Below are 20,775 nucleotides of genomic sequence, written 5' to 3'. Positions count from 1 at the left end.
CCGGGGCGCGGCGAAGCCGCGTTACAATCGTTGGGGCGTACAGCGGCGGTATCCACAATCAAAAATCGCTGTCGCCCGCGGAACTTTTCGCGCCCGCGTACGTTTAATACTCCCGGCAGGGAGGTCTTCGCCTGTGCTGCCGAGCGATCTTGGCCCCGTGATTTCCTCACGCCTCAGGTTCGTATTCTTCCATCTAGGGCGCCCTGTCATTTCGTCAACCAGCGCCATCCGTCCCGTTGCCGAACGCAGCAAGAGAGCGCTCGGCGTTTGGAGTTCAATCGTGAAATGGCGCTCGCCGCCAGCTACGGAGCAATCGATGAAGACCCTCACAGCAGACAGGCGTATGATCAAGATTGCCATGGAAGCGCCCTATCTCGAGCGGGACGAGGAACATGCGCTCGCACAGGCCTGGCGGAACGATAACGATCAGGAGGCGCGCAACAAGATTGCAATGTCGCACATGCGTCTGGTGATTTCGATGGCGGCGAAGTTCCGCAGTTTCGGGCTGCCCATGGGAGATCTCGTGCAGGAGGGGCATATAGGGCTCCTGGAGGCCGCAGCGCGTTTCGAGCCGAGCCGGGAGGTGCGTTTCTCGACCTATGCGACCTGGTGGATCCGCGCATCGATGCAGGATTACGTGCTGCGCAACTGGTCGATCGTACGCGGCGGCACCAGTTCGGCGCAGAAGGCGCTGTTTTTCAATCTGCGCCGGTTGCGCGCGAGGCTCGCCCAGGGGGACAGACAATTGACCTCTCAGGCGATGCACGAGGAGATAGCCGCGGCGCTCGGTGTCAGCCTTGCCGACGTGCAGACAATGGATGCGCGCCTTTCCGGAAACGACGCGTCGCTGCAGGCGCCGATCGGCGGCGGCGACCCGGATGCCGGCGCCCGGCTGGATTTCCTGGCGAGCGAAGCACCTCTGCCCGACGAACAGGTGAGCGATCTGATCGACGGCGAGCGCGCCCGCCGATGGCTGCAGATCGCGCTCGGAGAACTCAGCGAACGTGAAATGAAGATCATTCGCGCCCGCCGCCTGACGGAGGATGGCGCCACGCTGGAGGAACTCGGCGTCGCGCTTGGAATATCGAAGGAACGGGTGCGGCAGATCGAAACGCGCGCGCTCGAAAAGCTTCGTGCGGCGCTCACCGCCAAGGCGCCCGCACTGACGGCGGCGATGCATTGAAGCGCGATGCTTCGAAACGCCATTTGCCCCTCATCCGCCTGCCGGCGCCTTCCCCCCGCAGGCGGGTCCGGGGGACGAGCCTCGGCCTCGCCAATGCTCAATTGAGCGACTGAGAGGCGAAACGGCGGCGTGAGTCCTCTTCTCCCCGCGAGCGGGGAGAAGGCCGCGGCTGCGGCGCCGTTACGCCGCCTCACTCCGAAATGATCTTCACCTTGTCGCCGGGTCTGACCGTCGATGTGATCTGCATCGCATTGATCAGCCGGAAAAGGTCGAGCTTGCGGTCCGTACCCATCATGCGGGCCGCAAGGGTCGCGATCGTATCGCCGGACCTGACCGTGACCACCCGGACGCGCAGCGGCTTCAATGACTGGACCTCGCCGGACGTCATGCGGCGGAAGGAGGTTCGCAACTGGTTTGCCGTCGGCTCGAGTGCGCTCGAGCCTTTCGGAACGGCCGTCAGGAAGCGGTAGATGCGCTCGCCGAACCTGATCACCGTGACGTCGAAATCCCAGCGGTCGGCCGATGCGCGCGCCGTTGCGGCCTCGAGGCCGTTGACGGTGATAGGGCGGATCGTATCGGGCTTGAGGCCCGTTACCCACCCGCTGGCAATGTAGTCGGTGAGGCTGCGCCGGCTCGTGTCGGCGATGCCGTCGAAACGAATGGCGACCTCGCCTGGGCCGGTGGCAAGCACCGCCTCGGCCTTGTTGTCGATCTGGAAGCCGGTGGGCACGTCGAAGCGTATGCCGAGCTGGCCGTGCAGGAAGGTCTGTCCGCGGACATAGCCCTCCTGCGGGCTGTCGCCATAGAGGATACCATCGATGCCAGCGAGGTAATAGTCGCGCCCGCGATCGCCGCTCGTCCCCTCGGGGCCGAAGGCACGGGCATGCCGGCGCGCGAGATCGACGCGTTGCGGCGCGTTGGGGTGGCTCGACAGGAAGTCGAGGCTCTGGTCCGCCTCCGGATCGACCGCGCTGAAGCGGCTATAGGCGGCCATGGAATCGAGGAAGCGCGCCGCCGAATAGGGGTCGTATCCCGCCTCGCCCAGCATGCGGACGCCGATCACGTCGGCCTGCAGTTCCTGATTGCGCGAGAAGGCGGCAAGGCGCAGCTTGCCGCGGGCAAGCGCCTGCTTGCCGGCAAGATCGGAGGAGAGCACCTCGGAGACGACGCGGCTGGCGATCACCTCCGCCTCCTCGCGCTGCTGCCGCTGGATGCCGTGATTGGCCGTCACATGCGCCATCTCGTGCGAGAGCACGGCGGCCACTTCCGCGGCGTCGTTGGCGAGCGCCAGCAGACCGCGCGTCACGTAGAGATAGCCGCCCGGAAGCGCGAAAGCGTTGATTGCCGGCGAGTTGAGAATGGTGATGCGGTAGGATTGCTGCGGGTTTTCCGAAACTGCCGTCAGGGCGCCGGTGATCCGGGCGACCAGCCGCTCGGTCTTGGCGTCGCGGTATTCTCCGCCGTAGCTCGCCACGATGCGCGGATGCTCGCGCGCACCGAGCTGGGCCCGCGGGTCGTTCTTCTGCACTTCCTCGACGATCTGCGGATTCGAAGATGGCGAAACGGTGGGCTCGTAGGTCTGCTCGATGACGGATTGGCAGCCAGCCATCAGCGTCGTGGCACCCAATGCGACCAGCGCTCGTGCGCGCACGGCTCCATGCCGCCGCGGAAACCAGCCATTCATGACTGCCTGCCTTATCATGCCTCAGCCCGTCCCCATCCGCCGGCGCGACCCGCGGCTCGAAGCCATTCATCGCAATCGGCGAAAAGTCCTACTTTTTCAGCCGGATGCGGCGCACCGGCGCGGGTGTTTCAGCCAGGATTCTGCTGTATCCGATTTCAGCGCCGCCTGCCTAGCCGACCCCAGTAGAAATAGTTGCCCCGTGGTATCGCAGCAACGGATGCGCGAATTTTGCGAGATACCCGCTGGTGTCTCCCGCGCCTCGCACGGCGCGGCGGTCAAATTGTGGCGTCCGGCGAATTTAGTTCGTCCGGCGTCGGATCGGTCGCCGCGAACAGGTCGTCATCCCTCCTTGCCGAGGAACCGGTTGATGGCCGTGATGTCGCGGCGCCCGAGAAACCGATCGACCTCATCATGGGCGACAATCCGGCCCCGGTCGAGGAAAAGAACGCTGTCGGCGAGCGCCCTCACGTCATCGGGATGATGCGTGATCATCAGTATCGTGTTGCCTTCCTCCTCGTGCAGATCGCTGATGAGTGTCCGCATCTCGGCGCGCATGCCGGGGTCGAGCGCAGCGAAAGGCTCGTCGAGCAGGAGGATCGGGCGGTGCCGCACGAAGGCGCGCGCGAGCGCGACCCTCTGGCGTTCGCCGCCTGAAAGCGTCGGCGGCAGCCGCTTGCCAAAACCGGCGAGCCCGACACGGGCCAGTGCGTCCTCCACTTTCATGCGGTCGGCCGCGTCCAGTCGCAGCGCCGGGCTGATGCCGAAGCCGACATTGGTTGCGGCGTCGAGATGTGCGAAGAGGTTATGTTCCTGAAATATGATCGATACCGGCCGTTCCGCCGGCGGGCGACCAGTCATTTCCTCGCCGAAGATGCGGACTTCCCCGCGCTCCGGTTGCTCGAAGCCGGCGATGACGTTGAAGAGCGTCGACTTGCCCGAGCCGGAGGCGCCGGCCACGGCGACGATCCGCTCCGCGGGAACCGTGCAGTCGAAGGCGAGCGTCGTTGTTTCGAAGCTTATCTCGATGCCCTTTACGGCGAGAGCGGTGGAACTCATGTGTATTTACCCTCCGGCCGCCTCTCCTCTCCCGCCGTGCCGAGCACCGTCAGGACAAGGCAGAGAAGGCCGAGAACCAGCGCCAGTCCGGCCGCATCCGCGGTGCGATAGCTGCCCATCCGGCTATAGAGCAGATAAGGGAGGGTTACCATGTCCTCGGAGCCGAAAAGAGCGACGGCTCCCAGATCGCCGAGCGAGAGGGCCATGGCAAAGGAAAAGGCGACGAAGAGAGGTTTGCGCAGACCCGGCCAGTCGATCCACAGCAGGCGGTGGAAGCCCCCGATGCCGAGGCTCGCGGCAAGGCGCGCGGTGCGAGCGGCATGCGTCGCCATGGCCGGCGCCAGCACCCGGTGAACGAAGGGAAGCGCCATCAGCGCATTGATGGCGACGACGACGGCCGGCGCGAAACGGGCGACGTCCCCGAACGGCCTCAGGAGCAGGAACCATCCGGCGCCGAGCACGACGGGAGGCACGAGCAGTATGAAGGAGGTGCTTGCGCCGATCCCTCCTGCAAAGAGGCGAGCCGCCGGCCCCGGGCGCCGGCGCGCCAGCGCGAGGCGTTCGGTACGGATCATCAGCGCCGCGATGATTACCGAAATCGCGGCGGAGACAAGGGCGATCGTCGCGCTCATGGCGAGCGCCCGATGGAATGCCGGCTCGCTCACAAGACGGACGAGGTCGGCCTTCGATCCGCTATAGGCGATGGCCGCAAAGGGCAGGCCGATGAGGATGACGGCGAGTACCAGCCAGATACGGTCGGCAAGCCGCGACAGACCGCTCGCGCCGTCGAAACGCCGGATGGCCCTGCCGCTCGTCTCTCCCTCCAGCGGCGCCGGCGCGATCAATTTCAAGACGAGAAGCAGCGCTCCGGTAAGGGCGACCTGAAGTGCCGAAAGGGCGATCGCCCGCGGCGGATCGAAGTCGAAGCGCAGCGCCTGGTAGATCGCCACTTCGAGCGTGCTCGCGGCCGGCCCCCCGCCAAGCGTCAGCACGAGCGTGAAGCTGGTGGCGCAGAGCATGAAGATGAGCCCGGCGATGCCGGGAAGCAATCCACGGATCACCGGCCACTCGATGAAGCGAAAGGTGGCGAAGGAACCCATGCCGAGATTGGCGCAGCTGCGCCAGTATTCGGCCGGAATGCGCTCGATGCCGGCAAGCATCAAGCGTGCGGCGAGCGGCATGTTGAAGAAGACATGGGCAATGAGAATGCCGGAGAGGCCATAGATGCTGACCGGCTGCTCCAACCCGCCTGCCGAAAGCACCCTGTTCAAGAGCCCCTGCCGGCCCCAGATTTCGATCAGCCCGAGTGCGGCGACGATCGCCGGCAGGCCGAGTGGCAGCGCCAGAAGCCGCAGCACCCAGATGCGGCCGGGGAACGAAGCCTGGCGGGCAAGTGCCCGGGCCACGGGTATGGCGAAAAGGATGGCAAGAAGCGTCGAGAGGCTGGCCTGCAGCAGCGTGAAGCGTGTGATGCGCCAGATATAGGCATCGAAAAGCGGACCGGCGCCGGCGCTGCCGGCCGACTGGGCAAGCAGTGCCACGCCGGCGAGGCCGACGAAAAGCAGGATGCCGCCGAGGGCGAAGGCCCCGGCGGCGATTGTCATCTTGCTTTCCTTCGTGCCGGACAATCCGGCCTCAGTTCCGGCTCATGGCGGCCAGCCATTCGTCGACCCAGGCCTTGCGGTTGGCGGCGACCTCCTCGGAGGGAATGAGGAGCGTCTTTTGCGGGTCGACGAGCTTGCTGAAGGCTTCCGGCAGTGGCTCCTTGGTTGCGGTCACCGGCATCATCCAGTTGGTCGTCGGGATGATCGACTGGAATTCCGGACCGATCATGAAGGTCAGGAAGTTTCGGGCGAGTTCCGGGTCCTTCGCGTTCTTCGTCAATGCGGCGACTTCGATCTGGATATAGTGGCCTTCGGCGAAGGGGGCCGCCTGGTAGCGCTCGGTGTTTTCCGCCACCATGTGATAGGCGGGCGAGGTGGTGTAGGAGAGAACCATCGGGGCCTCGCCCTTCGTGAAGAGACCATAGGCTTCCGACCAGCCCGGCGTGACCGTCAGCACGCGGTCCTTGAGCTTCGCCCAAGCCTGGCCGGCCTGGTCGCCATAGACCGACTTCACCCACAGCAGGAGGCCGAGGCCGGGGGTTGAGGTCCGGGGGTCCTCGATGACGATCTTCTGCGACGGATCGCCCTCGACCAGTTCCTTGAGGCTCTTCGGTGGATCGTTCAGCGTCTCGGTGTCGTAGACGACGGCGAAATGGCCGTAGTCATACGGTATGAAGGTGTCGTCGGAGAAGCCGCCCGGGACCTTGACGGAAGCGGTATCGGCGCCGTGTTGCGCGAAGAAGCCGGTCGCCTTCGCCTCCGCCACCAGATTGGTGTCGAGACCGAGTACGATGTCGGCCTTGGATGCCTGACCTTCGAGCTTCAGCCGCGTCAGGAGTTCAACCCCGTCGGCAACCCCTACATAGTCGACCTTGCAGTCGCAGGTCTTCTCGAACGCTTCCGCCACCTTGGCGCCCGGCCCCCATTCGGTGATGAAGCTCTCATAGGTATAGACCGTCAGGGTTTTTTCCGCGGCCGCCGCGCTCACGGAAAATACCGCGATCGAAGCTGCGGCGATCGCAAGCCGGCCAAGGATTTTTCGATGGAGTGAACTGGACATTCTGGCACCTCTCCCTTTGTTGTTGCTGCAATGGGAAAAGCGCGTATCGGTCCGATCGCTTCTAATCCCTCCGCCGGTATGAGCCGGATCAGGTTCCGCGGGTTGGCTCGAAGCCTCTCAGCCACGGTCGCAAAAGCCGACCAGGGCACCCCGTTAGAGCAGCAAGAGATTTAGCTTCCGGCGACGGCTTAGGCAAGCTGAGTTTCAGCAGGGACGTTTGCCGTCCGCGTCAGCCGCGCTATTAAAAGTCAAACAATTACCGGCGTCGTTTGTTCGCCGAAAGCGGAGACAATTTCATGCCAGACATGCTCGTCCGCCTCTATGCCTTGCCCGAGGGCCGCCCATCGCGTCTCGACCCCGACATCCGCATCCGCCGGGCGCTTGCGGCCGAGCGGCGGGCCGTCATTCCCTGGATCGAGGAGCGCTTCGGGGCCGGGTGGGTCGGCGAGGCCGAAACCGCCTTCTCCTCGACGCCGCCGCGCATCCATATCGCTCACCATCGGGATCGGATCGTGGGCTTCGCCTGCCATGACGTAACCGCGCTCGGCTTCTTCGGTCCGACCGGAGTCGACGCGACCATGCGCGGCAAGGGCATCGGCGAGGCCCTGCTCGTCGAAAGCCTGCTATCCATGCGCGCCGCCGGCTATGCCTATGCGATCATCGGCGGCGTCGGCCCTGCCGAATTCTATGCTCGCGCGGTGGGTGCGGTGGAGATCGCCGGGTCGACGCCCGGCATCTACAACGGCATGCTCTTTCCCGGGGATCCGGCGTCCGGAACCTGATCCGCGCAGCATGCGTTCGCAAAACAGCAGCCGGAGCCCTTTTCCTTCGCCGCTGCTTTGCGCTATGGGCTTCTGCCATGACCCGATCACCCTTCACCATCCTGCTCGGCGGCGCGCTGACGCCGACAGACCGGCTTGCTCGACAGCTCGAAGGCAGCCGCTTCGTCGCCGCCGACGGCGGCATGCGCCATGCAAGGACGCTGGGAATCGTTCCCGATCTCTGGGTCGGCGATTTCGATTCCACCGATGAGGCGCTTCTGGCGGAGTTTGCCGGCGTCCCGCGTGAACGCCATCCAGCAGCCAAGAACGCGACCGACGGGGAAATCGCCATCGAGGCAGCCCTCGAGCGTGGCGCGACCTCGCTCGTCTTCGCGGGCGGACTCGGCGGCGCGCGCAGCGATCACGCTTTCCTGCATCTCCTCGGCACCGTCGCGCTTGCCCAGAGCGGCGTTGCGGTGATGATGACCTCCGGCGAGGAGGAGGCCTATCCGCTGCTGCCCGGCTCGCAGGAGATCGAGCTGCCGAAAGGCAGCCTCTTCTCGATCCTCGGCTTTGCCGACCTTGACGGTCTTTCGATCGAGAACGTGCGCTATCCGCTGAAGGATTTTCATTTGCCCTTCGGCTCGTCGCGCACCATTTCGAATATCGCGGATGGCACGGTCCGCTTGACCCTGAAATCCGGCCGGGCCGTCGTTCTCGCCCGCCCCTATGATCTTTCCGGAGCCTGATGCCTTGGCGCCTCCCATTCTGAAGCTTGACGACATTCTACTGACCTTCGGCGGCACGCCGCTGCTTGCGGGTGCGGGCCTGCAGGTCGAGGCCGGCGATCGCATCTGCCTCGTCGGCCGCAATGGTTCCGGCAAATCGACGCTGATGAAGATCGCCGCCGGGCTTGCAGAACCCCAGTCGGGCGAGATCTTCAGGCATCCATCGGTGACGATCCGCTACCTGCACCAGGCGCCCGATTTCGACGGCTTCGATACGGTTCAGGCCTATGCCGAAGCCGGCCTCGGGCCAGGCGACGATCCCTACCGGGTCGCCTACCTGCTGCAGCATCTGGGGCTGACCGGGGAGGAAGAGCCGACGCGCCTTTCCGGCGGCGAGGCGCGTCGTGCCGCCCTTGCCCGTGTGCTTGCGCCGGAACCCGACATTCTGCTTCTCGACGAGCCGACGAACCATCTCGATCTGCCGACGATCGAGTGGCTGGAAGACGAGCTCGTCCGCAGCCGTTCGGCGCTGGTGCTGATCTCGCACGACCGGCGCTTCCTCGAAAAGGTGTCGACGGCGACCGTCTGGCTGGACCGCGGCCAATCGCGCCGCCTCGATCGCGGCTTCGCGCATTTCGAGGCCTGGCGCGACGAGGTGCTGGAGGCGGAAGAGCTCGAGCAGCACAAGCTCGGTAAGGCGATCGAGCGCGAAGAGCACTGGCTGCGCTACGGCGTGACCGCCAGGCGCAAGCGCAACATGCGTCGGCTCGGAGAGCTGCAGGACATGCGGGCCCGCCATCGCGGGCACAAGGGGCCGCAGGGTACGGTCCAGGCCACCGTTGCCGACGCCAGGGAATCGGGCAAGCTCGTCATCGAGGCGGAAAAGATCACCAAGGCCTATGGCGATCGCCCGATCGTCGCGCCGTTCTCGATCCGTGTCCACCGCGGCGACCGCATCGGCCTCGTCGGGCCGAACGGCGCCGGCAAGACGACGCTGCTGAAGCTCCTGACCGGTCAGCTCGCGCCGGACACGGGCAGCGTCAAGCTGGGCACCAATTTGGAGATCGCCACGCTCGACCAGAAACGCGAGGAACTGAACCTCGACGAGACGCTGGCGCATTATCTGACCGACGGGCGCGGCGAGACCCTCCTCGTCAATGGCGAGCAACGCCATGTCACCGGCTACATGAAGGAATTCCTCTTCCAGCCGGAGCAGGCGCGAACGCCCATCCGCGATCTGTCGGGCGGCGAACGCGCGCGTCTCATGCTCGCCCGCATCCTGGCACGCCCGACCAACCTCCTGATCCTCGACGAACCGACCAACGATCTCGATATAGAGACGCTGGATCTGCTGCAGGAGATCGTTGCCGGATTTTCCGGAACGGTGATCCTGGTCAGCCACGACCGCGATTTCCTCGACCGTACCGTGACCTCGACCATCGCGCCGGCCAACCCGGAGGCGCCCGATGGTCGCTGGATCGAATATGCCGGCGGCTATTCCGACATGATGGCGCAGCGCCGCGGCGCAGTCGAGGAAAGGCGCCGGAGCGAAAAAGCCGAAAAGGCCAGATCGAGCGGCGCCCCACCCTTGCCGAGCGAACCTCAGAAGGCGAAGGCCAAGCTCTCCTTCAAGCAGAAATTCGCACTCGAGAACCTGCCGAAGGAGATTGCCAGATCGGAGGCGGAGATCGCGAAGCGAGAAGAGAGGATGGCGGATCCCGACCTATTCTCGCGCGACCCGAACAGCTTTGCCAAGCTCGCCGCCGAGCTCGAGAAGCTCAGGACGGACCTCACGCGCATGGAAGAGGAATGGCTCGAACTGGAAATGCTGCGCGAGGAAATCGAGGGCTGAGCGGGCGGAACTGTGACGGCAGCGTCGGAGGTGCAGTACCCCCTCTGCCTACCGGACTTGCGACCGCCTCAACCGCCGCTCGACCGCCCGAAGGGCCAGCGACAGTCCTATCGTCAGCACGAGATAGACATAGGCGACGATGGAATAGGTCTCGAAGAAGCGGAAGGAGCCCGAGGCATAGACCTTGCCCATCTGGGTGATGTCGGCGACGCCGAGCACCGAGACGAGGGAGGAATCCTTGACCATCGCCACGAAGTCGTTGCCGAGCGGCGGCAGGATGACGCGTATCGCCTGCGGAAAGACGACGAGGCGAAAGCGCTGGTAGCGGGAGAGCCCGAGCGCCTTTGCCGCCTCCACCTGGCCCTTGTCGACCGACTGGATGCCGGCGCGGAAGACTTCGGCGATGAAGGCCGAATAGCCGATCATCAGCGCCATGATCGCCCGCCACATCAGCGACACGTCGCGAACGACGAACGGCTCGATCCAGCCAGCCGAAATCAGCGGCGCCGACAGGAAATTCGCGATCGTCACCAGGGCAGGCGCGCCGACGAAGGCGATATAGAACAGCAGCACGAGGATCGGTACGCCGCGGATGACTTCCGTATAGAAGCGCGCGATCTGACGCAGGACCACGTGCTCGGAAAGCGCCATCAGGGCCACGCCGAGGCCGAGCACCGTTGCGAGCACGAATCCGACGAGAGTGACGAAAACGGTGACGCCCAAACCCTTCAGGACGACGGTGAACACCTGCGTGAAGATATCATTGGCGGCGATGACCACGGCCAGTGCCGCAGCGATCACGAGAAGGGCGATAAGCCACCAAGGATAATCGCCCTTCCCGGAAGTGTCGGATGATTGGATCGGCGTCATTGCAATTCCAATAAGGGGAAGCGGGACATGGGCGGAAAGCCGCCCATGTGTTTATCCCGTTCCGCGGTCAGCCGCCCATCTTGTAGTCGAGGAACCACTTCTTGTTGAGCGCCTCGAAGGTGCCGTCCTCCTTGAGCGCCTTTATGGCGGCATTGACCGGCGCCACCAGTTCCGATCCCTTCGGGAAGATGAAGCCGAAATCCTCGGTGCCGAGCGGCTCGCCGACCACCTTGAGCTGGCCGTCGGAGGAGTCGACATAACCCTTGGCCGCGACACTGTCGGTTAAGACCAGATCGACGTCGCCGGCCTTCAGCGCCTGCACCGTCGCACCGAAGGTTTCGAACAGCTTGATGCGCGGGTTCTGCTCGTTGCCGTCGAGAACCTCGTAGACGGCCGTGTAGAAAGGCGAAGTGCCGGGCTGGGCGCCGACCAGACCGCTTTCGAGCGCTGCGAAGCTCTTGGCGTCGTCGAACCGGGTCTCGTCGCCGCGCACCAGCATGAACTGCTGCGAGCGCATATAGGGATCCGAAAAATCGACCTTCTCCTTGCGATCGTCCTTGATGGTGATTCCGGTCATGCCGATCTGGTATTGGCTGTCGGAAACCGCCTGGATCATCGCGTCCCAGCTCGTGTTCTGATACTCGACCTTGAAATTCAAGCGCTTGGCGATTTCGTTCATCGCGTCATATTCCCAACCGATGGCCTGGCCGGATTTCGGATCGACGAACTGCAGCGGCGGATAGGCGTTTTCCGTCACCACGACGACCGTCTTGCCACCGAGGTCGGGCAGGTCGCTGGCGAAAACGGGCGCCGGGACTGCGAATGGAACGGCAAGAACTGCGGCAATGCCCGCAAGCACGCGGCGAAGAATTGTCATTGAGGAACTCCCAGATTGTGGCGACAGAAAATGTCATAAAATCTATGGGGAACACAAGCGGCCGATAACCAAAAAGAAAGGCGGCCCGAGGGCCGCCTTTCCGCACAACTCTGAAGAGTTGAAAACTTATTCTGCTGCAGCTTCCGCAGCTTTTGCCTCTTCCGCCGCCTTTGCCTCAGCGGCTTCGGCTGCTGCCTTCTCGGCGGCCAGAGCCTGGGCGGCTGCGACCTTTTCAGCCTCGATGCGTGCCTTCTCCTCGACAACGGCCTGACGCTCGGCGTCGTTCAGCTTGCGGGCGCGGGTGCCGGTGTTCTCGACGATACGAGCCGACTTGCCGCGGCGGTCGCGCAGATAGTAGAGCTTGGCGCGGCGGACCTTACCGCGGCGAACCACGTCGACGCTCTCGACGAGCGGGGAGTAGACGGGGAATACGCGTTCGACGCCTTCACCGTAGGAAATCTTGCGAACGGTGAAGCTCTCGTTGATGCCGCCGCCGGAGCGGGCGATGCAGACGCCTTCGTAAGCCTGTACGCGGGTGCGGTTGCCTTCGACAACGCGTACATTGACGCGGACGGTGTCGCCCGGGGAGAATTCGGGAAGGGTGCGCTTTGCGGCGATCTTGGCGGCCTGTTCGGCTTCCAGCTGCTGGATGATGTTCATCGGTCTAACCTTTGCGTTTTTCTGAAACAGCCAGAGCGCTCTCTATCGGCCTGTCGGACTTTCCTTCAGGCCTTGCCGCATTTGCGGCAGGAGCGTATTCGCCATTCTTTGTTGACGGTCGACGGGCAAGGAACCCGAACCGGGCCGGCACATACACCATATGGCCGGCCTTGTCATCCCCGAAAGCGGATTTTGTCGCGCTCCCGCCTCAAGAATGCCCCTCCCTACGGACTTGCGGTCGACCGCGCCACCGGCTATCCCGATTCACACGTTTCGGGAGAAAGCCATGACGTTGCTCCAGGCCTTTTTGCTCTTCGTCGCCGGCTTCCTGTCCGGCGTCGTCAATGCCATTGCCGGTGGCGGCACCTTTCTGACTTTCGGAGCGATGACGCTTGGCGGGCTCCCGCCGATCGTCGCCAACGCGACCTCGTCCATCATCCAGTTCCCCGGCTATGTCACGTCGACGCTTGCCTATGCCAAGGAGATCCGCGCCGACCGGAAGAACGCCATCGTCCTTGGCATCATTTCGGCGATCGGCGGGCTCGCCGGCGCCCTCCTGCTTCTGTCGCTCTCCAATCCGGCCTTCCGTGCGATGGTGCCCTGGTTGCTGATCGCGGCAACGGCGATCTTCGCCGCCGGCCCCCTCCTGAAGCCGAAGGCGCGCAGTGACGAGCATCGCATCGGACCGCTGGGCGTTGCGAGTCAGCTGGCGACCTCCGTCTATGGCGGCTTTTTCGGCGCCGGCATGGGCATCATGATGCTCGCCGTGCTCGGACTTGCCACCGGCGGCGGCTATCACCGGCTGAATGCACTCAAGAACTTCATCTCCATCGTCATCGCCGCAATCGCCATCGTGGTTTTCGCTGCGGGCGGCGTCGTCTCCTGGCTGCACGCGGCAATCATGGTGCCGGGCGCAGCGCTTGGCGGCTACATGGGCGTCTGGGCGGCACGACGCGTCCCGCAGGCGGTCATCCGAGCCGTGGTGGTGGCGGTGGGTCTGTTGCTCGCGGCCTATTATTTCTTCACGGGCTGAGCCGGATCACGCTCCAGAAGATCCGGCCGGCGTTCCGCCGTCAGCCGGCGCGCCGCCGCTTCCCGCCATTGCGCAATGGCCGCGTGGTTGCCGGAGGTGAGGACGGCCGGGATTTCGTGACCTTCGAAGATCTGGGGACGCGTGTAGTGGGGGTGTTCGAGGAGCCCTCCCTCGAAGCTCTCGTGGACGCCTGACAGCTGATTGCCCATCACGCCCGGCAGGATACGCACCACGGCGTCGAGCAGAACGAGCGCTGCCGGCTCGCCGCCGGAAAGAATGTAGTCGCCGATCGAGACTTCCTCGAGTCCACGCGTGTCGATGACCCGCTGGTCGACGCCCTCGAAACGTCCGCAAACGATGACAGCGCCGGGACAGGCGGCCAGCGCCCGCACCCGTTCCTGTGTCAGCGGCCGTCCGCGCGGGCTCATCAGAAGCCGCGGCCGCCCGTCGTCTGCAGCGACATGATCGATGGCGCGGGCAAGAACGTCGGGCTTCAATACCATTCCGGCACCGCCGCCCGCCGGCGTATCGTCGACGGTGCGGTGCTTGTCACCGGCAAAGTCGCGAATCTGCACGGCCTCCATCGACCAGTCTCCGCGCTCCAGCGCCTTTCCGGCGAGCGAAACGCCGAGGTGCCCCGGAAACATCTCCGGATAGAGCGTCAGGACGGTCGCGCGATAGGGCATTGCCGTGGGCTCACTTGCGCTTGGTCGGAAAGGGCTTGCCAGGCCCGCTCTTCTCGTCGTCGACGAGCCCGGCGGCGGTCGGGTCGATGACGAGCTTGCCCGCTTCGAGATCGATTTCGAGTACCGACCATTCCGTGAAGGGAATAAGCACCGGCCTGAGGCCCGGGCCTTTCAGTTCGAGGAGATCGCCAGCGCCGAAATCGAAGACGCCGGTCACCGAACCATAGCTCTTTCCGGTGCGATCGACCGCTTCCAGGCCCTCGAGGTCTGCGTAGAAGAATTCGTCCTCGTCGAGATCGTCGTCGGGGAGATTGTCGCGCTCGATGAAGAGTTCGAGACCGTTGAGCGCTTCGGCAGCAGTCCGATCATTGATGCCCCGAAACCGCACGACGACGACGTTCTTGGCCTCGCGGATTTCAAGCACCTCGAAGACGCGGCCGTCCTCGCTGTGGAGCTTGCCATAGTCGCCGAGTGCGGCCGGATCGTCGGTGAAGGACTTGACCCGCACCTCGCCGCGCAGCCCTTGCGCCGCGCCGATCGTCGCCATCAGGACAGGGTTCTTCAGCTGTGTCATCGTCGGGGATCCAGGGTGAACTTGCTGCATGTTTCCCGAACCACATCGGGATGAGAACATGCGATTTTCCGGTGCACATAAAGCAAAACGGGCGGCATGGAAATGCCGCCCGTTCTCAATGCCATTCCGCCGGAAATTATTCCGCGGCAGCTTCCGCAGCCGCGGCGGCTGCTTCTTCCGCCTTCTGCTTGGCTTCAGCGGCACGTTCCTGTGCCTTCTTGCCGGGCAGCGCCTTGGTCGGGTTGTTGCGGGCCGGACGCTTTGCAAGGCCGGCCTGGTCGAGGAAGCGCATGACGCGGTCGGTCGGCTGGGCGCCCTGGGCGATCCAGTGCTGAACGCGCTCGGCGTTCAGTTCGATGCGCTTTTCGTCATCCTTGGCAAGCATCGGGTTCCAGGAGCCGAGCTTTTCGAGGAAGCGGCCGTCACGCGGGCTGCGCGCGTCGGCAACGACGATCTGGTAATAGGGACGCTTCTTGGAACCGCCGCGGGCGAGACGAATTTTCAGTGCCATTTCAATTTACTCCTTGCAGGCTTTCTTGACCGCTTGACTCAAGCGGAATGGGTGGTGCCGGCGCTGCCCGCGTTCTGCGAGCAATCGGCGGCGATGGCTTCATGATGCCGGATGACTTCCTTGATGATGAAGTTCAGGAACTTCTCGGCGAAATCCGGATCCAGATTGGCGTCTTTCGCCAGGTGGCGGAGGCGTTCTATCTGGTATTCTTCGCGCGCCGGATCGGCCGGCGGCAGCTGGTGCTTGGCCTTGAGCACGCCAACCGCCTTGGTGCAGCGGAAGCGTTCGGCCAGCATGTGGACGAGCGCGGCATCGATATTGTCGATCGACTGCCGGTAGCTCGCCAATTCCTCTTTGATCTCGGGATCAAGCATTCGTCGCGATCCTCACTTCTTCTTCGGTAGGCCGGGGAGGCCGGGAAAACCGCCGCCCAGACCGGGCAAACCACCGCCAAGGCCAGGCAGGCCGCCGCCGGGCTTGCCGAGACCGGCGGCTTGGGCCTGCTTCTGCAGGGCCTCGAGCTGCTTCGGATCCATTTTCGAAAGATCGGGCATTCCGCCGCCCAGGCCGCCGAGGCCCATCTTGCCGGCGAGGCCGCCCATCATCTGCTTCATCATGCCGCCTTTGCCCTTGCCGCCCATCATCTTCATCATGTCCGCCATCTGGCGGTGCATTTTCAGAAGCTTGTTGATGTCGGAGGCATCGGTGCCGGAGCCGCTGGCGATGCGCTTCTTGCGCGAATGCTTGAGAATATCCGGATTGGCGCGCTCCGCCCTGGTCATCGAGGAGATGATCGCGAGCTGGCGCTTGAAGAGCGAGTCATCCAGGCCGGCGGCGGACATCTTGTCCTTCATGCCGGCCATGCCGGGCATCAGACCCATGATGCCGCCCATGCCGCCCATCTTCTGCATCTGCTGCAGCTGATCGGCGAGGTCGTTGAGATCGAACTTGCCCTTGGCCATCTTGGCGGCCATGGCGGCCGCCTTTTCGGCGTCGATGTTCTCCGCCGCCTTTTCGACGAGCGAGACGATGTCGCCCATGCCGAGGATGCGGTCGGCGACGCGGCGCGGATGGAACTCCTCGAGTTCGTCCATCTTCTCGCCGACGCCGATAAGCTTGATCGGCTTGCCCGTGACGGCGCGCATGGAAAGCGCCGCACCGCCGCGGCCGTCGCCGTCCATGCGCGTGAGCACCAGGCCGGTGATGCCGACGCGTTCGTCGAAGTTGCGGGCGAGGTTGACGGCGTCCTGTCCGGTCAGCGCATCGGCGACCAGCAGGATCTCATGCGGGTTGGATTTCCGCTTGATCTCCGCCATCTCGATCATCAGCGGCTCGTCGATATGGGTGCGGCCTGCGGTGTCGAGGATGACGATGTCGTGGCCGCCGAGCTTGGCCGCCTGCACGGCGCGCGCAGCGATATCGGTCGGCGACTGGCCGGCGATGATCGGAAGCGTGTCGACGCCGGTCTGCACGCCGAGCTGGCGCAACTGTTCCTGCGCGGCCGGGCGGCGGGTATCGAGCGAGGCCATCAGGACCTTCTTCTTGTCCCGCGAGGTCAGCCGCTTGGCGATCTTGCCGGTCGTCGTCGTCTTGCCCGAGCCCTGCAGGCCGACCATCATGATGACGACCGGAGCCGCCGCATTGAGATCGATCGTGACGCCCTCGGAGCCGAGCATCGCTATGAGCTCGTCATGAACGATCTTGACGACCATTTGGCCGGGCTTGATCGACTTTACGATTTCGGCGCCGACCGCCTTTTCGCGAACCTTCTCCGTGAAGGACCGCACCACATCGAGCGCCACGTCCGCTTCGAGCAGCGCACGGCGAACCTCCCGAAGCGCTGCGGAAACATCGGCTTCCGACAGGGCGCCGCGGCCGGTCAGTCCATTCAATATGGAACCAAGACGGTCCTGGAGGCTCTCGAACATATTCTCTTCCTTCTTGTCTCCGGATTGCGATAGATCGGCTCGTCCGGAAACGTGGGTCCCTTCGCGCGGAAAACAAGGCGCAAAGCCAAAAACCACCCGAGGGCGCAGCGCGCTGTCGGGTGTTGACCTCCGGGCTCTCTTTATACCTTTGCGGGGCCCGGTCGGTGGCTTCGGAAGTCATCACTTGCGAAGGAATTCGTCGCGATAAACAGGAAACCGGGAGAAAAGTCAAGGATCGACCGCGGAGACGCTGCGCTCGGGCTCCACCTATGATCCCACACGCGAGCAGGACCACCACCTCCGTCCGGTCGCATCATCAGGAAATTGTCGGCCGCTCCTGCCCGAGCCCTGTGATCCGGCGGCAAATGCGCCTATTTCTCTGCAGGTGTCCCTCAACCGAGGCAGTGATGAAGAAAAGCGGCAATCCCTACTATAGCGGGCCCGTTTCGGACCACTTCGACGGCATTCGCTTCTACAATCCGGGCGGCACACCGCCGCGCGGCTTCGCCGACCTCCTGCGCTGGCAGTCCGGCGGTGGACGCGAGCAATGGCCGCGCCACTATGACAGCCCCTTTCCGCAGGCGAGGCCGGATATCAGTGTCGACGGCGAGCGGCTGCGCGTCACCATGGTCGGTCACGCAACGCTGCTGATCCAGGTCGCGGGCCTCAACATCCTGACCGACCCGGTCTGGTCGCATCGCGCCAGCCCCTTTACGTTTGCCGGACCCCGCCGCCGCAACCCGCCAGGCATTCTCATGGACGACCTGCCGCGGATCGATATCGTGCTCGTCACCCATAACCACTACGACCACCTCGATCTCGCCACGCTCGGCTCGCTCCACACCAAGCACGCGCCGCATCTCGTAACGCCGCTCGGCAACGACACGATCATTCGCCGCGCCGTCGCGGGTGCCGAGATTTCCGTCGTCGACTGGGGCGACCGGCTCGACCTCGGTGATGGCGTCGTCATCCATGCGGAGCCATGCCACCATTGGTCGGCTCGCCGCTCGAACGACCGGCGCATGGCGCTCTGGGCCGCCTTCGTCATCGAGACGCCGGCCGGCAAGATCTATCATGTCGGCGACACAGGTTTTCACGACGGCATCAATTATCGTGCGGCGCGCGAAAAACACGGATGCTTCCGCCTCGCCAACCTGCCCTTCGGCAGCTACGAGCCACGCTGGTTCATGGCCTCTCAGCACCAGAATCCGGAAGAGGCGGTCCTGGGCATGGTCGCATGCGGCGCCGAATACGCGGCGGGTCACCATTGGGGCACCTTCCGGTTGACCAACGAGGGGGTCGAGGAGCCGCTCCGGGCGCTGGAGACTGCGCTCGCCAAGCACGGTATCGATCGAAACCGTTTCCGGGCGCTGCGACCGGGGGAAGTCTTCGACGTCCCGCTCCCGCCGACGGCACGGGAATGACGCCGGCACTGGTAATTTCCGGGCTTCTCCGCCATATACAGCCCGAATGAAGGGCGCCTCCGAAGCGGGGGCCAGGGTTTGGACAGTCGCGACATGGCCGATCAGGTGCAATTTGCCAGGATGAACGGGCTTGGAAACAAGATCCTGGTGGTCGACATGCGCGGGCGCAAGGACCGCGTGACGCCGCAGGCGGCGATCGCGCTCAATGCCGACCCGGCGACCGAGTTCGACCAGATCATGGCAATTCACGACCCGAAGTCTGCCGGGACCGATGCCTGGATCGACATCGTCAATTCCGACGGGTCGATGGCCCAGGCCTGCGGCAACGGCACCCGCTGCGTCGTCCAGGCGCTTGCGGCCGAGACCGGCAGGAAAGCCTTCCTCTTCCATACGGTCGCGGGCCTTCTCGAAGCCAAGGAACACGACGACGGCACGATCTCGGTCGATATGGGCAAGCCCCGTTTCGGCTGGGACCAGATCCCGCTCGCGGAGGAATTCCACGACACGCGGCGCATCGAGCTGCAGATCGGGCCGATCGATGCGCCCGTGCTGCACTCTCCCTCGGTCGCATCCATGGGCAATCCGCATGCGATCTTCTGGGTCGAGAACGATGTGTGGAGCTACGAGCTCGACCGGTTCGGACCACTGCTCGAGAACCATCCGATCTTCCCTGAGCGCGCCAATATCTCGATCGCGCGCATCCGCTCCCGCCAGGAGATGGACCTGCGGACCTGGGAGCGCGGCGCCGGCCTGACGCTTGCCTGCGGCTCGGCCGCCTGTGCCGCCGCCGTCAGCGGTGCGAGAACCGGCCGGACGGAGCGGATGGTTACCGTGAACGTGCCCGGCGGTCCGCTCAAGATCGAATGGCGCGAGCGCGACGACCACGTCATCATGACGGGGCCGGCCGAATGGGAATGGTCCGGCACCGTCGATCCCGTCACCGGCATCTTTGCACGCAATGAGCCGGAGAGCGGCGACAACGGAGCGAGAGCCCTTTGAGCGGGGTCGAGGTCATAACCTTCGGCTGCCGGCTAAACACCTATGAGTCGGAAGTGATGCGGGCGGAGGCCGAAAAGGCGGGACTGAACAACGCCATCCTCGTCAATACCTGCGCCGTCACCGCCGAGGCCGTGCGCCAGGCCCGACAGGCGATCCGCCGGGCGCGGCGCGAAAATCCGCACGCCCGTATCATCGTCACCGGCTGCGCCGCCCAGACCGAGAAGGAAACCTTCGCCGAAATGGCGGAGGTGGACGCGGTGCTCGGCAACGAGGAGAAGCTCAGGAGCGCCTCCTATCGCTCGCTGCCGGATTTCGGCGTCTCGGCCGAAGAGAAACTCCGTGTCAACGACATCATGAGCGTGCGCGCCACCGCACCGCAGATGGTGAAGCACATAGACGGGCACGTGCGCGCCTTCATCCAGGTGCAGAACGGCTGCGATCACCGCTGCACCTTCTGCATCATTCCCTATGGCCGCGGTAATTCGCGCTCCGTGCCGATGGGTGCCGTCGTCGACCAGGCGAGACGCCTTGCCGAAAGCGGCTATCGCGAGATCGTTCTGACCGGGGTCGATGCCACGAGCTACGGCGCCGATCTGCCCGGAACGCCGACCCTCGGGCTTCTCGGGAAGACCCTGCTGAAACAGGTGCCGGAAATCCTGCGCCTGCGGCTTTCCTCCATCGACAGCATCGAGGCGGACGGCCACCTCCTCGACCTCATCGCCGAGGAGCCGCGCTTCATGCCGCATCTGCATCTTTCTCTGCAGCACGGCGACGACCTGATCCTGAAGCGCATGAAGCGGCGGCATTCGAGCGCCGATGCGCGCGCCTTCTGCGACGAGGTCCGGCGCCTGCGCCCCGAGATCAGCTTAGGTGCGGACATGATCGCCGGATTTCCGACCGAAACCGAGCCGATGTTCGAGAACGCCATGCGGCTCGCCGAGGATTGCGGCATCGCGCATCTTCACGTCTTCCCCTATAGCCCGCGCCCCGGCACACCGGCCGCCCGCATGCCGCAACTCGACCGCGCGCTTGTCAAGGAGCGTGCCGCGCGCCTGCGTGCGAAGGGGGCGGAGCTTCATGCGGGCCACCTCGAGGGCATGATCGGCAGCAGCCAGACGATCCTTGTGGAAATGAACGGTCTGGCCCATACGGAAAACTTCACGCTCGTAGATGCGGCCGGCCTTGAGCCGCGGTCGCTTGTGACGGTCGGAATCACCGGCCACAATGGCAAGCATCTGACGATCGAGCGCAAACAGATGGCTGCGGCCTGACAGCGGACATTCCC

20 protein-coding genes and 1 riboswitch are annotated in these 20,775 nt (G+C 64.5%); of the genes, 8 read left to right on the top strand and 12 right to left on the bottom strand.

All coding sequences use genetic code 11. The features are described from left to right. Positions 1-316 precede the first annotated feature (316 nt). Positions 317-1,183: an RNA polymerase factor sigma-32 gene (locus tag ACTJKL_RS15400; RefSeq protein WP_018097417.1), complete on the top strand. Its 867-nt coding sequence runs from the start codon at positions 317-319 to the stop codon at positions 1,181-1,183. A gap of 190 nt (positions 1,184-1,373) precedes the next feature. Here the strand turns inward: ACTJKL_RS15400 and ACTJKL_RS15395 are convergent, their stop codons facing one another. The 4 genes from ACTJKL_RS15395 to thiB all read right to left on the bottom strand — a co-directional run bounded on the left by ACTJKL_RS15395 (position 1,374) and on the right by thiB (position 6,587). Next, positions 1,374-2,885, bottom strand: coding sequence for a M48 family metalloprotease (locus ACTJKL_RS15395; protein ID WP_448131173.1), 1,512 nt, complete (start codon positions 2,883-2,885; stop codon positions 1,374-1,376). A 321-nt stretch (positions 2,886-3,206) separates the two neighbouring features. Continuing rightward, on the bottom strand, positions 3,207-3,923 hold the full coding sequence (gene thiQ, locus ACTJKL_RS15390) for a thiamine ABC transporter ATP-binding protein (protein ID WP_100672687.1): 717 nt from the start codon (positions 3,921-3,923) through the stop codon (positions 3,207-3,209). Then, positions 3,920-5,551, bottom strand: coding sequence for a thiamine/thiamine pyrophosphate ABC transporter permease ThiP (gene thiP, locus ACTJKL_RS15385; protein WP_440853225.1), 1,632 nt, complete (start codon positions 5,549-5,551; stop codon positions 3,920-3,922). The genes thiQ and thiP overlap by 4 nt, the downstream gene beginning before the upstream one ends. 7 nt (positions 5,552-5,558) lie before the next feature. Then, positions 5,559-6,587: a thiamine ABC transporter substrate binding subunit gene (gene thiB, locus ACTJKL_RS15380; protein ID WP_440853224.1), complete on the bottom strand. Its 1,029-nt coding sequence runs from the start codon at positions 6,585-6,587 to the stop codon at positions 5,559-5,561. 48 nt (positions 6,588-6,635) lie between these two features. After that, positions 6,636-6,750, bottom strand: a riboswitch (TPP riboswitch). Positions 6,751-6,883: 133 nt separating this feature from the next. On the opposite strand from thiB, the gene ACTJKL_RS15375 reads away from it, so the two are divergent. The 3 genes from ACTJKL_RS15375 (at position 6,884) to ACTJKL_RS15365 (ending at position 9,928) form a co-directional block, all read left to right on the top strand. Further along, positions 6,884-7,369 carry a GNAT family N-acetyltransferase gene (locus tag ACTJKL_RS15375; RefSeq protein WP_440853223.1) on the top strand — a complete coding sequence of 162 codons (486 nt, stop codon included), beginning with the start codon at positions 6,884-6,886 and terminating at the stop codon, positions 7,367-7,369. A 77-nt stretch (positions 7,370-7,446) separates the two neighbouring features. Continuing rightward, positions 7,447-8,097 carry a thiamine diphosphokinase gene (locus tag ACTJKL_RS15370; protein ID WP_440853222.1) on the top strand — a complete coding sequence of 217 codons (651 nt, stop codon included), beginning with the start codon at positions 7,447-7,449 and terminating at the stop codon, positions 8,095-8,097. Between the two features lie 4 nt (positions 8,098-8,101). Continuing rightward, a complete protein-coding gene (locus tag ACTJKL_RS15365; RefSeq protein WP_440853221.1) occupies positions 8,102-9,928 on the top strand; it encodes an ABC-F family ATP-binding cassette domain-containing protein in 1,827 nt (608 codons plus the stop codon). Between the two features lie 48 nt (positions 9,929-9,976). Here ACTJKL_RS15365 and ACTJKL_RS15360 read toward each other — a convergent pair whose 3' ends face one another. The 3 genes from ACTJKL_RS15360 to rplS all read right to left on the bottom strand — a co-directional run bounded on the left by ACTJKL_RS15360 (position 9,977) and on the right by rplS (position 12,335). Continuing rightward, on the bottom strand, positions 9,977-10,798 hold the full coding sequence (locus ACTJKL_RS15360) for an amino acid ABC transporter permease (protein ID WP_324762519.1): 822 nt from the start codon (positions 10,796-10,798) through the stop codon (positions 9,977-9,979). A 67-nt stretch (positions 10,799-10,865) separates the two neighbouring features. Continuing rightward, a complete protein-coding gene (locus ACTJKL_RS15355) occupies positions 10,866-11,675 on the bottom strand; it encodes a basic amino acid ABC transporter substrate-binding protein (RefSeq protein ID WP_440853220.1) in 810 nt (269 codons plus the stop codon). A 126-nt stretch (positions 11,676-11,801) separates the two neighbouring features. After that, complete coding sequence (gene rplS, locus ACTJKL_RS15350) at positions 11,802-12,335, bottom strand: 50S ribosomal protein L19 (protein WP_003529750.1); 534 nt, start codon at positions 12,333-12,335, stop codon at positions 11,802-11,804. Positions 12,336-12,621: 286 nt separating this feature from the next. On the opposite strand from rplS, the gene ACTJKL_RS15345 reads away from it, so the two are divergent. Continuing rightward, positions 12,622-13,368: a sulfite exporter TauE/SafE family protein gene (locus ACTJKL_RS15345; RefSeq protein ID WP_379938435.1), complete on the top strand. Its 747-nt coding sequence runs from the start codon at positions 12,622-12,624 to the stop codon at positions 13,366-13,368. Here ACTJKL_RS15345 and trmD read toward each other — a convergent pair. From trmD to ffh, 5 genes are all read right to left on the bottom strand, one after another. Further along, complete coding sequence (trmD, locus tag ACTJKL_RS15340) at positions 13,350-14,054, bottom strand: tRNA (guanosine(37)-N1)-methyltransferase TrmD (RefSeq protein ID WP_018097409.1); 705 nt, start codon at positions 14,052-14,054, stop codon at positions 13,350-13,352. The two genes, ACTJKL_RS15345 and trmD, sit on opposite strands and share 19 nt — an antisense overlap. 10 nt (positions 14,055-14,064) lie before the next feature. After that, on the bottom strand, positions 14,065-14,628 hold the full coding sequence (rimM, locus tag ACTJKL_RS15335; protein WP_018097408.1) for a ribosome maturation factor RimM: 564 nt from the start codon (positions 14,626-14,628) through the stop codon (positions 14,065-14,067). A gap of 136 nt (positions 14,629-14,764) precedes the next feature. Then, positions 14,765-15,139 (bottom strand): 30S ribosomal protein S16, encoded by a 375-nt coding sequence (gene rpsP / locus ACTJKL_RS15330; protein WP_018097407.1) that lies wholly within the window; start codon positions 15,137-15,139, stop codon positions 14,765-14,767. A 38-nt stretch (positions 15,140-15,177) separates the two neighbouring features. Next, positions 15,178-15,513, bottom strand: a complete 336-nt coding sequence (locus ACTJKL_RS15325; protein ID WP_003529740.1) for a chorismate mutase — start codon at positions 15,511-15,513, stop codon at positions 15,178-15,180. 12 nt (positions 15,514-15,525) lie between these two features. Then, positions 15,526-17,067 (bottom strand): signal recognition particle protein, encoded by a 1,542-nt coding sequence (gene ffh / locus ACTJKL_RS15320; RefSeq protein WP_127711455.1) that lies wholly within the window; start codon positions 17,065-17,067, stop codon positions 15,526-15,528. Between the two features lie 407 nt (positions 17,068-17,474). On the opposite strand from ffh, the gene ACTJKL_RS15315 reads away from it, so the two are divergent. The 3 genes from ACTJKL_RS15315 to mtaB all read left to right on the top strand — a co-directional run bounded on the left by ACTJKL_RS15315 (position 17,475) and on the right by mtaB (position 20,761). Continuing rightward, on the top strand, positions 17,475-18,491 hold the full coding sequence (locus ACTJKL_RS15315; protein WP_379938438.1) for an MBL fold metallo-hydrolase: 1,017 nt from the start codon (positions 17,475-17,477) through the stop codon (positions 18,489-18,491). Between the two features lie 93 nt (positions 18,492-18,584). Next, on the top strand, positions 18,585-19,490 hold the full coding sequence (gene dapF / locus ACTJKL_RS15310; RefSeq protein ID WP_198516758.1) for a diaminopimelate epimerase: 906 nt from the start codon (positions 18,585-18,587) through the stop codon (positions 19,488-19,490). After that, positions 19,487-20,761 (top strand): tRNA (N(6)-L-threonylcarbamoyladenosine(37)-C(2))-methylthiotransferase MtaB, encoded by a 1,275-nt coding sequence (gene mtaB / locus ACTJKL_RS15305; protein WP_440853219.1) that lies wholly within the window; start codon positions 19,487-19,489, stop codon positions 20,759-20,761. The genes dapF and mtaB overlap by 4 nt, the downstream gene beginning before the upstream one ends. Positions 20,762-20,775 lie beyond the last annotated feature (14 nt).

This window comes from Sinorhizobium sp. 22678 (genome assembly GCF_052044265.1).
GTDB classification, from domain to species: domain Bacteria; phylum Pseudomonadota; class Alphaproteobacteria; order Rhizobiales; family Rhizobiaceae; genus Sinorhizobium; species Sinorhizobium meliloti_A.
This window is presented reverse-complemented; position numbering and strand designations above follow the sequence as displayed.